This window comes from Lysinibacillus sp. FSL M8-0337, from assembly GCF_038593855.1.
Classification (GTDB): domain Bacteria; phylum Bacillota; class Bacilli; order Bacillales_A; family Planococcaceae; genus Lysinibacillus; species Lysinibacillus sphaericus_D.
The window spans coordinates 2,175,115-2,188,460 of the sequence record NZ_CP151996.1 but is presented as its reverse complement, the minus strand read 5'-3'; the positions used below and the strand labels follow the sequence as shown (position 1 = coordinate 2,188,460).

Here is a 13,346-nt window from a genome sequence, read left to right as displayed (position 1 = left end):
TAAGCGAAGAAACAGAATAAAATTTTCCAACGAGCTTCGCAAACAATTGAAATTACAATAGGGGGTCCTGCCGACAAAATTTAGAAGGATAAATCAGTTCCTACTTTTATAGAATAGGCTGAAATGGTATTTACTTAGGTTATAGTAACAGCTAGGTTTGAATAGCTGTGAATTAAAAGGAGAGATTTCATTATTTATGTTTAAAAATTTTTTTAAAAAGTGCTTAGTAACTTTTTTGATTTTACTTTTACTTATCCCTGTTTTTGCAAATCAAAAGGCTACAGCTAATTCACTACCTCAAAATGAAATGCGTGCAGCCTGGATTGCAACAGTATCTAATATTGATATGAAGGCAGGTATGAATAAAACCCAATATACGCAATGGGTTCAAAGTACCTTAGACAAATTAAAAGCTGATAACTTTAATACAGTTATCTTTCAAGTTAAGCCATTAAATGATGCACTGTACCCGTCTAAGCTTGCTCCATGGTCATCGTATATAACAGGCAAGACACAAGGGACCAATCCGGGTTTTGATCCATTGCAAATAATGCTGGACGAAGCACATAAGCGAGGATTAGAACTTCATGCTTGGGTAAACCCATATAGGGTCACGATGCCTTCGCAATCTTTGACTAATCTTGCTGCCGATAATGTAGCCCGTAAAAATTCTAATTGGGTAGTGAAATACGGTAAACAATACTATTTAGATCCTGGTTTGCCGGAAGTTCAAAATTACTTATTATCAACCATAGAAGAATTAGTAAGCAACTATGATATAGACGCTGTACATATGGATGATTACTTCTATCCTTATAAAATAAAAGGAGAGACTTTTCAAGATCAACAAACTTTTAAAAAGTATGGTGGCTCATTCAAAAATATTGAAGACTGGCGCAGAAATAATGTTAATCAATTAGTAAAAAAGGTTTATGCAAGCATTAAGGCAATTAAACCACATGTTCAATACGGAATATCTCCGTTTGGAATTTGGCGAAACAAAGGGCAAGATTCTACTGGTAGTAACACGAATGGAATGAGTAACTACGATGATCTTTATGCTGATACAAGACAGTGGATTAAAGATGGAAGTATCGATTATATTGCGCCTCAAATCTATTGGTCCAGAAATCATAAAGCAGCAAATTACTCTGTTTTATTAGATTGGTGGGGAAGAGAAGTTCAAACGTACGCAAAAGTCCATCCTGTTAATCTATATATTGGCATGGCCAATCATAAAGTTGGAAATGATTCTGATACTACATGGAAAAATAAGACGGAGCTTATCAGCCAAGTCATCGCCAACAGAGAAAATAATAATGTTCAAGGACAAATGCATTTTTCTCTTAGAAGTATTAACAATAACGCTCTTGGACATGCCTCTTATCTAAATCAGCAACTATACAATTATAAAGCTTTAACACCTTCAATTTATTGGAAAGACTCTGCAATACCTTTATGTCCAACTGATGTTAAATTGAGTAAAGAGTCTTTCGGCATGAAGCTTACAATTACAGATGAAAATAGTACTCAACCAAGGAAATATGTAATATATCGATTTGATGGAACAAAAGAAGGTTCATATGAAGACGTTAAAAATATTGTTGACGTGGTTTATAACACACAAGGTAATACTATTTATGTAGATACTAATGCAAATAAGAGTAAAGTATACACATATGGTATAAAGTCTATATCTGCTACAGGTGTGGAAAGTAAAACTGCTTTTGTTCTAAAAGACGGAATTCCTTACCAGTAGTAGTAGAGCCAACACCTGATCCTAAACACAAAAGAACGATATCAAACTGAAAAGTTTAATAATAACAACCTCGTAACTAAGCTTACGAGGTTGTTTCCATTAGCTAATAGCTAACCGCAAAGGAACATTTAGTTGTCCTTATTGTAAAGCAGCTCTATATACGGCCTGGAGATATAAATGGTACTTATTTTCTTTTCAGCAAAATTTCCAAATTGGGCAAATATCTGTTGCAATTTAAAACAATAAATCATAATATAAGAATATAGTTATATAATGATTAAGTCACCTTTCTTATGAGGTGATTTTATTTAAAATAATATATAAGTAAATGATTATATAAGGAGTGTAGATAAATGGAAAATACACTAATTGAAAAACAATTAAAAGCAGCAGCTGATTTGAATCGCATTAAATTACTTGCATGTATGAAAAATGGGGAGGTTTGTGTATGTGATTTTGTGGATGTACTAGGCATATCACAACCAGCAGTTAGTCAGCATCTACGAAAATTAAAGGAGGCAGGTATTATTACTGAACGAAAAGTAGGGACTTGGAAGCATTATCGTTTAGTAGAGGATCAAACGCCACTGATGAAGGGCATTTTAGAACAAATTCAGCCTTTAAACGGGTGCAACTGTGGTACAGATTGTTGCCATGTAGGGGGAAATGATAATGAGTAATGACTCTTTAACCAAACAGCTTTCTTTTCTAGATCGTTACCTTACCATTTGGATATTTGTTGCGATGGGAATAGGCGTTTTATTAAGTATCACTATGCCTAATATTGGTGAAGCATTAGAGTCCATGTCTATTGGCACAACATCAATACCTATTGCTATAGGGTTAATTGTGATGATGTACCCGCCATTAGCGAAAGTAAAGTATGAAGAAATGTGGAGAGTATTTAAGGATTGGAAGGTACTTTTACTATCACTTTTCCAAAACTGGTTACTTGGACCGTTCTTAATGTTCTTTTTAGCCATCATCTTTTTGCGTGATTATCCAGAGTACATGGCTGGACTCATTATGATTGGCTTGGCTCGCTGTATAGCCATGGTCATTGTGTGGAATGATCTAGCACGTGGGGACCGTGAATATGTAGCTGGCTTAGTTGCCTTTAACTCTATCTTTCAAATCGTGACATATTCAATCTTTGCTTACTTTTTCTTAAATGTATTACCTGGTTGGTTTGGTTTAGAGAATTTCAATGTTTCCATCTCTATGTGGGAAATTACAAAGAGTGTTCTTATTTATTTAGGAATACCTTTTGCTGCAGGATTTCTGACTCGATGGATTGGTATTAAAACAAAAGGAAAACAGTGGTATGAAGAAAAGTTCTTGCCGAAGATTTCACCACTGACTCTAATTGCACTGCTGTTCACAATTGTGATGATGTTTGCTTTAAAAGGTGAGCAACTAGTGGAACTCCCACTCGATGTCGTACGAATTGCAATTCCATTATTTATTTACTTTGTTGTGATGTTTGCTGTTTCATTCTTCTCTTCACGTAAAGCTGGCGCGTCTTATCCTGTCACAGCAGCTCTTTCTTTTACAGCTGCAAGTAACAACTTTGAGTTAGCGATTGCGGTAGCAGTTGGCGTATTTGGCCTTCATAGTGGCGTGGCATTCGCCGCTGTTATTGGTCCACTTGTAGAAGTACCCGTACTCATAGGACTTGTATGGGTTGCCTTACGTTGGCAGAAAAAATACTTTAAAACCATTAAATTATAAGGAGCAATACTTATGACAAATACACTTTATTTCTTGTGTACAGGGAACTCATGCCGTAGTCAAATGGCTGAAGGATGGGCTAGAAAATTATTGCCTACTAATTGGATTGTAAAAAGTGCTGGGATTGAGGCACATGGAGTAAATCCAAATGCTATTAAAGCGATGGCGGAGGTAGAGGTTGATATTTCAAATCATACATCAGATTTAATTGATTTAGAGACATTAAACAATGCAACATTTGTCGTTACATTATGCGGAGATGCCGCTGATAAATGTCCGATGACGCCACCTCATGTTCGTCGTGAACATTGGGGATTTGAAGATCCAGCGAAAGCGTCCGGTTCAGAAGAAGAAAAGTGGGCAGTTTTCCAAAACGTTCGTGATGCTATAGGAAAACGTATTGAAAAATTTGTAGCCGAGGAGCTGAAGTAAATTGAAAAAAATTCATATCTATGAGCCAGCAATGTGCTGTTCTACAGGCTTATGTGGACCTTCTATAGACCCAGAATTATTGCGTATGTCCTTTATAATGAATAATTTAAAGAAAACCAACTTTGAAGCTGAACGATTTAATCTGACTAATGAACCAAATGCTTTTGTAGAAAACGAAACAATCAATCAACTTTTAATGGCCGAAGGAATGGATGCCTTACCTGCAACGTTTGTGGATGGAGAATTGCTTTGTAAAGGGAAATATCCAACAAATGAGCAATTTTCACAGTGGTCAGGGCTTTCAGAAAAAGAACTATTACAAAAGCCGAAAGTACGTTTGTCACTAAAAGGAGATGCCTAAAATGGAACGCTTTACAAGAAGTCATTTCCCTAACACACCGTTCTTGTTTTTTACGGGGAAGGGAGGCGTAGGAAAAACATCTGTTGCTTGTAGCCTATCAATAGCCATTGCAAGTGAGGGGAAAAAGGTACTTTTAATTAGTACAGATCCCGCATCCAACTTACAAGATATTTTTGGTCAAACGCTTTCTAATAGTCCAACAAAGATTGAAGGCATAGACAATTTATTTGCGATAAATTTAGACCCTGAACAAGCAGCACAACATTACAAAGAGCAAATGGTTGGTCCGTACCGTGGAAAACTACCTGATGTGGTCATTCAAAATATGGAGGAACAACTTTCTGGGGCTTGTACAGTAGAAATTGCTGCCTTTAATGAATTCGCAACACTATTGACTGATACTTCTGTGATTGGCAATTTTGACACTATCGTGTTTGATACAGCACCAACAGGACATACGTTACGCTTATTACAACTACCTTCAGCATGGTCTACATTTCTAGATGAAAACACGACTGGCACTTCATGTTTAGGTCCTTTAAAAGGGCTAGAACCACAACGAGAAGTCTATAAAGAGGCTGTTAATCGTTTAAAAGATGCTAACCAAACAACGTTAATGTTAGTGACACGCCCTGAAGAAAACCCTTTAAAAGAAGCAGCACGTGCTTCTCACGAGTTATTTGAAATTGGTATTCAAAATCAGACTTTATTAATTAATGGATATATGCGTAATGTCAATTCTACTGATCATATCGAAGAGGCTTTCATTGCACGTCAATCGGATGCATTAGCCAGAATTCCAGAAGAACTAAATCGATTTGAACATTTCTACTTACCGTTTGTACCGTACTCATTATCAAGTATTGAGCGTATGCAAGCATGGATGACCAATCAAGAAATTACACATACAAATGAATCAAGCGAAGAAACTAAGATTCCTGAAGTGGAAGAAATGATTGCTGATTATTTAGAACGTAAACCGAAACTGATTTTTACGATGGGTAAAGGCGGGGTTGGTAAAACAACGGTTGCTTCTTATATTGCCTTACGCTTAGCGGAAAAGGGTACTCCTGTACATTTAACTACAACAGATCCTGCTGCACATTTAAATTGGACATTCGGTGACGAACAAGTCAAAAATTTAACGATAAGTCGAATAGATCCGAAAGTAGAAGTTGCAAACTATGAAGCTGAAGTGCTTGCACAGGCAAGTGAAACGATGAACGAAGAAGGTTTAGCATTTGTGAAAGAGGATTTGGCTTCTCCTTGTACAGAGGAAATAGCTGTATTCCGAGCATTTGCAAATGTGGTAGAAAATCATCAAGATGAGATCATTATTATTGATACAGCACCAACAGGGCATACGTTGCTGTTATTAGATGCAACGGAAGCTTATCATCGCGAAATAAGCCGTTCACAAGGGGATATTCCTCCAGCTGTTTCTAACCTGTTACCAAGGTTGCGTGATGCTTCCTATACGAGTGTTGCCATCATAACTCTTCCTGAAGCAACACCTGTTTATGAAGCGACACGCTTACAGGAAGATTTGCAGCGTGCTGGATTATCTGTTGATTGGTGGGTTATTAACCAGACGTTTTCATCTATCTACACGACAAGTCCAATATTAATTCAAAAACAACAAGCCGAAAGAAAATGGCTGAAAGAAGTACAATCCATCAGCAACAATCATTTCGTGGCCATCCCATGGGTAAAAACACCACCGGTTGGAACAAAAGGCTTACATGAACTAAAAGGAGAGAAAATCAAATGAAAATGAGTCCAGAAGGTAAACATTATTTAGACCAGGTAATAGCTGATTCGGAGGTTAAAACACTTCGTTTCTTTGGTATTGCAGGCTGCTGTGGAGTTAATTTAGGTGTAGGTTTAGAAGCACCAGCAGCAGAAGATGCTATTCAAACAATTGAAGGTATCGAAGTCGCAATCCACCCTGATATTGCACCACAATTAAAAGATGTTACGATCCATGCAGAAGAAGAGAATGGTGAACTCGGGTTAGTACTGGTAGGATACTCTCCGACATCTTGTTAAACAGAGACCTTAAATATACTAACAGCCTTAGCAATTATTCCATCCTTTGTATGGAGGATTAGAAATGACAGTAACTCATGCTAGCATTTTAACTAAAGATTATTTTATCGCATATTTAAAGTTAATAATGAATAGTAGAGGCTAAAGAGTTTGCTTTTGATTTCTTCTTTAAAGGGGATATGGAGCGCTACGACATTTCTACATGGTTACAATTCGAAAAAGCCATAAAAGAACTTGATAAAACGATTTGTAAAAATGAAGTGTAGTAAATTCACTCACAAAGTTTAAATAAACGTCTAGCTAACTGCTAGACGTAAAAAATACTTTTTATATAAGGAAATGCTTATATAAAGAATGAAAGAGAAGAAGTTAATTATGAAAACACTAAAAGTAATCAATCAAAATGGATCTTGTTGTACTCCTGCAAAGGATATTGAGGTACAAGAGACTGTAAATAATTCTAATAAGAATTTACCGATTGTAATAATTGGCGCAGGTCCAATTGGATTAGCTGCAGCAGCTCATTTAGTAGAACAAAAGCAAGCATTTATTTTACTAGAGGCAGGGCGTGAAATAGCACATAATATTCGTAGTTGGGGGCATGTTACGTTATTTTCCCCATGGCGATATAACATCAATAAAGCAGCCAAAGCTTTATTAGATACCTCCGATTGGGTAGAACCTAATTTAGATACATTACCAACGGGAAATGAATTAATTGATCTCTATTTAAGACCTTTGAGTGAGTTAGTACAAATAAAACCTAACATTCAATTGAACGCAAAAGTAGTTGCGATTTCACGACAATTTAATGATAAGATGAAGACGAAAAATCGAGTAGAACAGTTCTTTAATATTTATGTTGAACAAGAGAATGATATCAATACCATTGAGGCGAGAGCTGTTATTGATGCGACGGGTACCTGGGGAAATCCAAATCCAGCAAATACTACAGGTGTTTGGCTAGAAAATGAAAAAGCATTAGCAAATTACATTGAGTATGGTATTCCAAATATAAATTCAAATGCTAAGAGATATGCAAATAAGAAGATTGCTGTTATTGGTGGAGGCCATTCAGCTATTAATACCTTATTGGCACTTGCGGAATTACAAAAAGAGAATCCTGCAACAAAGTTAGTATGGATTATGCGTAAAAAATCTGTTGAAGAAGCATATGGTGGCGAAGAAAACGATGCATTAGCAGCTCGTGGCGCACTTGGTGTACGTATTCACGAATTAGTAGATACAGGTAAGGTTGAGGTAATAACACCTTTCTATATCTCACAGTTGAAGAAAGATGAGAGTATCCAAATTGTTGGTACTATTAACGGGGAAACAAAGGTATTAACAGGATTTGAAGAGCTAATTGTCAACGCAGGTAATCGACCAGATCTTACGATTAACAGTGAACTACGGCTTTCCATTGATACAGCAACAGAAAGTGTAAAAGCATTGGCGCCTCTAATTGACCCTAATGAGCATAGTTGTGGAACAGTAAGAGCGCATGGGGAAGAAATACTGAGACAACCAGAAAAGGATTTCTATATTGTCGGTGCAAAAAGTTATGGACGCGCACCAACATTTTTAATGGCAACTGGATACGAACAAGTCCGTTCAATAACAGCTTACTTAACAGGTGATAAAGAAGCTTCGAAACGAGTGGAATTGGAGTTACCTGAAACAGGGGTATGCGGTATAAATCTTGCCAATCAATCAAATTCATGTTGTTAAAAAATATGACTGTTAGCGAAAGCTAGCAGTCATTTTATAAAAAGGGGATAATGAGATGGACACACTGATTATTCGTAAAATGGAACAGAAGGATTTGAAAGCCGTATTAGAGATTTACAAAGAGGGAATTGAAACTGGGATGGCAACCTTTCAAACAGAAGTACCAAGTGAACAAGAGTGGGATGAAGGGCACCATGCAACATTACGTTTTGTAACAGAAGATCAAAATAAAGTGGTTGGTTGGATTGGCATTTCACCCGTTTCTGCACGTGCTGTTTATTCTGGAGTTGGAGAAGTTAGTGTATATATATCGAGTGATAGTAAAGGGAAAGGTATTGCCTCGAAGCTATTTAAAGTACTAATTGAAGAGAGTGAAATAGCAGGGTTTTGGACACTTCAATCATCTATCTTTGCCATCAATGCAGCAAGTATTCGACTACATACAAAAATGGGCTTTAGAATTGTTGGTACGAGGGAAAAAATAGCTATGTTACACGGAAAATGGAACGATACCATTATAATGGAAAAAAGAAGTGATATAATATAAAGTCTATAAATATTAATAGAGGTGAAAAGATGAATATTTTTTTGGATTCGAATATATTATTTCCTGATCCATTTTTTAAGGAGAATTTCGCTAGAAATTTCTTAAAAACGATTAAAGAAATTAATGGAAAGATTTTTATTTCTAATGTTGTTTATCAGGAAGTTATAAATAATTATAAACGTGAATTAAAAAAAAGAAGAAAGGCTTTTGGAGAAGCTCACTTTGAGCTGAATAAAATAGTTGTGACAAGCGTAGAACACACCTTCAAAGACGATGAATTTTATCTATCAGAACTAACAGATTTTTATGAAAATATGATAAAAGACGGTCATTTAATTATTATTCACCATACAGAGTTTGATATGTTTAATGAAATAGTTCAACGTGCCCTTAATAATAAAAAGCCTTTTGATTATCAAAAAGAGGAGTTTAAAGATACTGTTATTTGGTTAACTTATTCAAAATATGTAGAAAAGCACGGGATATCTGGTTATTTCCTATCAAATAACACGAAGGAATTCTATGCATCTGATAAAGAATCTATTCATCCTGATTTACTTGCTGATACAGAACGATTAGTGCCGTATAAATCAATCGAGAAATTTCTAACATCTAATTCTGACAATATCAAAGATTTGATTACAGAGAAAGAAGAAGAAAGAAGTTTTACTAAGTTACTTAATTGGGCAAATAGCAATCTAAACGAATCTTACGTTGAAAAAGTAATAAAGGAAGAATTTATGGAAGAACTGCAATCAGAGCTAGGTTTTTATATTGATGAGCTTTCTGAAGTAGAAATAAACAATATAATCAATGATTATCGCTATAATTTATGTAAATTAGAGTCAATCACATTATTAAATACATCTTTAAATACCTTTGAAAGAGAAATTTACGGTTCAGAAATAATTATTTACGGGTCTTTAGATGTTAAACATTTTGTCTCATTATATCTTTGGAATGCATTTCGTGATAAAGGCGAAAGCCCATATTTCCCTATAGGGAATGAAACTATTACCCATACTATAGAATTTACTTTTAGTATAAACGGTGAACTCAATGCTGCGAACTTTGAAGTAAAAGATATAGAAACACTTACAAAAACGAATAATTCCATGATAAATCCAGAAGAAATATTGATAGACCCAGAAGACATAGTGATAAATCCAGAAGAAATATTTTAAATAACTTAAAAAATATAAAGTTTTATTAACCCTATTCTCTAATTAGAACGGGGTTATTTTATTGAAGACATATGTGCAATGCTGATAATCCATAAGATACAGCAGTATGTTCTTGTCCATATACAACAAACTATGCGTATAGATGGGTAGTTGACGTATACAAGCCCTCCTCACGCCAAATAATTTTAGTTTACATAATATAAATTATAGGAAGTTATGTTTCATAATTAAGTATACTTATGATAGTGAGACAGGAATAAAAAAATAAACTCAGCTAATCGTTTAATCAACTGAGTTTATTTTGCGTGGTATTTAGTTTTTAGACAATGCTTTCATATCTGCTACGATTGTTTCAACCGGTACATCTGTCGTGCCATCATAATCTTTTACGACAACACCGTCAGCATTAACTAAATAAAAGCTCGACATATGTACTACTTGATCAGAATTTGGATCATTTTTTACTAATGAATTAAATGATTTTCGTGCAAATTGCTCTATATATACTTGCTTATACCCAGTCAGCAGCTGCCATTTGCTATCATCAACAACCGTGTACGTTTTTAAATAATTTTTTAATACATCCGGTGTGTCAACTTCTGGATCTACGCTAAATGCTACGATTTTATAGTCCTTTACGCCTTCATCTTCTAATGACTTTTGCACATCTGTCATATTATATGTCATTGGCGGACAAATCGAATTGCAATTTGTAAATATGAACATGGCTAGCCAAGGCTCTCCTTTAAAGCTCTCAAGGTTCACTTGCTCATTGTTTTGATTGGTAAAAGAAAAATCTTGTACGTCAATACTCATTTCAGGTTCAAATTTATAACTACCGCAAGCAGTTAATAAACTACTTATTACTAGTAATCCAACTAGTATGATCCATTTCCTTCTTAACAAAGTGTACACTTCCCTCCAACTTATCATCGTTTTTTATTGTATAAATTATAGATTACAAATACAAGATAATGGTCTTGAATCATTTCCTTCTTTATGTCAAACTCCTTTATTTGTATGTTTTTGGTAACTTTTAAACCATTTTATACCATCTTGGTAAAAGTTTTTTTAAAAATTTTTTCAGCATTTTTTTACTAAATTTCTTATTTCCCAAGACATCATATAATTGTTATATAACAAGGTTTTTTTGCTATTCATTTACATACCCTATTTTATAGAAAAAAAAGGAAAACGCTAAAATTCTCTTTCAAGTTCATTTTTTCTTTTACATTCGAAATTATTATCAATAAGCTATTTCAACAATACTATTTCAATAGTAAAACGTGTTCTCTTTCATACATATAATTTCTATTAAATCCTTATTATTTCTACTTTATTTCGACTATCTAAATTTGACTAAAAATTTGAAAAACTAAAATTTTAGTATTGCATTATAGGATTCTTCCTCATAAAATAAGTGAATATAACGACGAGACAAAAAGAAATATGTCGTTTTAAACAGCAATATATAACTTTAGGGGGAATAATAATGGCTAACATTACTGAGAACAAAAACGTACAATCAGTTGACTATAATGCAATTGAAGCTATGGAATCGTTCAACAACTTCGTAAAAAAGAAAAATACTTTCCTTTTTTCGATCACAGCAGGGTTTTTAATTCTTTATATTTTACTACCAATCCTTGCTTTCCAGCCTGTACTACAACAAAAAGTTGTTGGTAGTATTACGGGCGTTTGGATTTACTCAGCAGGACTTTTCATCATGACAATTGTTCTTTGTACAGTATATGTAAAAAAAGCTTCTTCATTCGATAAAGCTGCAGCTGCAGTTCTTGCAGAGTATCAAGCGAAAGGTGGAAAATAAATGAATTTAGTATCAGTAGGATTCTTCTTAGGAATCGTAGGTTTAACATTAATCGTTACGTATATCGCTGCGAAGCGTACTTCTTCTGCCAGTGATTTCTATACTGCCGGTGGTGGATTAAAAGGATGGCAAAACGGCTTTGCGATTGCTGGTGACTACTTATCAGCGGCTGCATTTCTAGGGGTTTCAGGTGCTATCGCATTAACTGGTTTTGATGGTTTCTTCTTCTCAGTAGGTTATGTTGTTGCGAACTTAGTTTTACTATATGTCATTGCGGAACCAATGCGTAATTTAGGACGCTATACATTAGCCGATATGTTAACAGCTCGCTTTAATGAAAAACGTATTCGTGGAGTAGCTGCTACAGGCACAATTATTATCGTTATTCTTTATATGATTGCTCAATTAGTAGGTGCTGGTGCTCTTATTAAATTATTATTTGGTATTGAGTATTGGGTTGCGGTGTTAATTGTAGGCGTTATGATGACTACTTATGTATTATTTGGTGGTATGACGGCTACTTCATGGGTTCAAATTATTAAAGCTGGACTTTTACTATTTGGGACAGGTTTATTAGCAACACTGGTATTAATGAAATTCGATTTCTCTTTAGTGAAAATGTTTGATACGATTTCATCTGATCACGGCGATAAGTTTTTAGTGCCAGGTATGAAATACTCAAGTTCAATTGACTCTGTTTCAATGATGATGGCACTAGTATTAGGTACGTCAGGTTTACCACATATCCTAATGCGCTTCTTTACTGTTAAAGATGCTAAAACAGCTCGTGCTTCTATTTCTTGGACAACTTGGATTACAGCTATTTTCTTCTCATTAACAATTTTCTTAGGTTTTGGTGCTATGCACTTTGTAGGGCTTGATAAAATCATCGCTGAAAGTAAAGCTGGAAATACGGCAGCTCCACTATTAGCTGAATTCCTTGGTGGCGATGTGCTGATGTCATTTATTTGTGCGGTTGCATTTGCAACAATCTTAGCGGTAGTTTCAGGACTAGTATTAACAGGTGCATCTGCAATTTCTCATGATATTTATGGTGAGATTATTAAAAATGGTAAATTAACTGAAAAGCAACAAGTTTTAGCTGCTCGTACAGGCTCAATTTCAATTGCCATTGTATCGATTATCCTTGCATTATTTGCACAAAGTTTAAACGTTTCATTCTTAGTATCATTTGCATTCTGTATCGGGGCTTCTGCCAACCTACCTGTTATTTTATATACAATTTACTGGAAAAAGTTCAATTCAACTGGTGCGGTAACTGCCATGGTAACAGGCTTAGTTTCATGTTTAGTTCTAGGTGCTATGGGTCCAAACGTTTGGAGTCCAGTTGAAGGTGCAGCAATTTTTGTTGGAAATCCACTAGTGCCACTTGCAGTTCCAGCAATTATCACGATTCCTCTTGGCTTTATTGCCGGGTACTTAGGTTCTGTTCTTTCTACTAACAAAGTATCTCAAGCAGAGGCGGATCGTATTTACAAAGAGATCCGTGTAAAAGCAAATACAGGGGTATCCGTTTCAGATATTTCTCATTAATCGCTTGAGATGTTAATGACCTTTTTCATAGCAAAAAAAGACTCGACTTCGGTCGGGTTTTTTCTTTTTTTATTATAAAAAATTAAACATTTTACTTATCGAACAATACTATTCTTTTTCCAAAAATAAGAAAATAACCAATTTTCACTAGAGAAATAGTGTTTATTTTT

The 13,346-nt window shown here is 35.0% G+C and carries 13 protein-coding genes; 12 read left to right on the top strand and 1 reads right to left on the bottom strand.

Going from position 1 to position 13,346, the window contains the following annotated elements; all coding sequences use genetic code 11:
• The first annotated feature begins 196 nt into the window (after nt 1-196).
• The 10 genes from MKY08_RS10380 to MKY08_RS10335 all read left to right on the top strand — a co-directional run bounded on the left by MKY08_RS10380 (nt 197) and on the right by MKY08_RS10335 (nt 9,794).
• Complete coding sequence (locus MKY08_RS10380) at nt 197-1,759, top strand: family 10 glycosylhydrolase (RefSeq protein WP_069512633.1); 1,563 nt, start codon at nt 197-199, stop codon at nt 1,757-1,759.
• A gap of 353 nt (nt 1,760-2,112) precedes the next feature.
• On the top strand, nt 2,113-2,439 hold the full coding sequence (locus MKY08_RS10375; RefSeq protein ID WP_069512634.1) for a metalloregulator ArsR/SmtB family transcription factor: 327 nt from the start codon (nt 2,113-2,115) through the stop codon (nt 2,437-2,439).
• On the top strand, nt 2,432-3,490 hold the full coding sequence (arsB, locus tag MKY08_RS10370; protein ID WP_069512635.1) for an ACR3 family arsenite efflux transporter: 1,059 nt from the start codon (nt 2,432-2,434) through the stop codon (nt 3,488-3,490). Before MKY08_RS10375 ends, arsB begins: the two co-directional genes overlap by 8 nt.
• A gap of 12 nt (nt 3,491-3,502) precedes the next feature.
• On the top strand, nt 3,503-3,922 hold the full coding sequence (gene arsC, locus MKY08_RS10365) for an arsenate reductase (thioredoxin) (RefSeq protein WP_069512636.1): 420 nt from the start codon (nt 3,503-3,505) through the stop codon (nt 3,920-3,922).
• Between the two features lies 1 nt (nt 3,923).
• Complete coding sequence (gene arsD / locus MKY08_RS10360; protein ID WP_069512637.1) at nt 3,924-4,283, top strand: arsenite efflux transporter metallochaperone ArsD; 360 nt, start codon at nt 3,924-3,926, stop codon at nt 4,281-4,283.
• A gap of 1 nt (nt 4,284) precedes the next feature.
• Nucleotides 4,285-6,054: an arsenical pump-driving ATPase gene (gene arsA, locus MKY08_RS10355; protein WP_069512638.1), complete on the top strand. Its 1,770-nt coding sequence runs from the start codon at nt 4,285-4,287 to the stop codon at nt 6,052-6,054.
• Nucleotides 6,051-6,332, top strand: coding sequence for a Fe-S cluster assembly protein HesB (locus tag MKY08_RS10350; protein WP_069512639.1), 282 nt, complete (start codon nt 6,051-6,053; stop codon nt 6,330-6,332). The genes arsA and MKY08_RS10350 overlap by 4 nt, the downstream gene beginning before the upstream one ends.
• Nucleotides 6,333-6,707: 375 nt before the next feature.
• The gene (locus MKY08_RS10345) at nt 6,708-8,063 is read left to right on the top strand and encodes an NAD(P)-binding domain-containing protein (RefSeq protein ID WP_069512640.1); all 1,356 of its coding nucleotides are present in this window, start codon (nt 6,708-6,710) and stop codon (nt 8,061-8,063) included.
• A gap of 55 nt (nt 8,064-8,118) precedes the next feature.
• Nucleotides 8,119-8,610, top strand: a complete 492-nt coding sequence (locus MKY08_RS10340) for a GNAT family N-acetyltransferase (protein WP_069512641.1) — start codon at nt 8,119-8,121, stop codon at nt 8,608-8,610.
• Nucleotides 8,611-8,639: 29 nt separating this feature from the next.
• Nucleotides 8,640-9,794: a PIN domain-containing protein gene (locus MKY08_RS10335; RefSeq protein ID WP_069512642.1), complete on the top strand. Its 1,155-nt coding sequence runs from the start codon at nt 8,640-8,642 to the stop codon at nt 9,792-9,794.
• A 312-nt stretch (nt 9,795-10,106) separates the two neighbouring features.
• On the opposite strand, the gene MKY08_RS10330 is transcribed toward MKY08_RS10335, so the two are convergent.
• Nucleotides 10,107-10,727 carry an SCO family protein gene (locus tag MKY08_RS10330; RefSeq protein ID WP_069512643.1) on the bottom strand — a complete coding sequence of 207 codons (621 nt, stop codon included), beginning with the start codon at nt 10,725-10,727 and terminating at the stop codon, nt 10,107-10,109.
• A 559-nt stretch (nt 10,728-11,286) separates the two neighbouring features.
• Here MKY08_RS10330 and MKY08_RS10325 point away from each other — a divergent pair.
• Nucleotides 11,287-11,622, top strand: a complete 336-nt coding sequence (locus tag MKY08_RS10325) for a DUF485 domain-containing protein (protein WP_069512644.1) — start codon at nt 11,287-11,289, stop codon at nt 11,620-11,622.
• A complete protein-coding gene (locus MKY08_RS10320; protein WP_069512645.1) occupies nt 11,623-13,176 on the top strand; it encodes a cation acetate symporter in 1,554 nt (517 codons plus the stop codon).
• Nucleotides 13,177-13,346 lie beyond the last annotated feature (170 nt).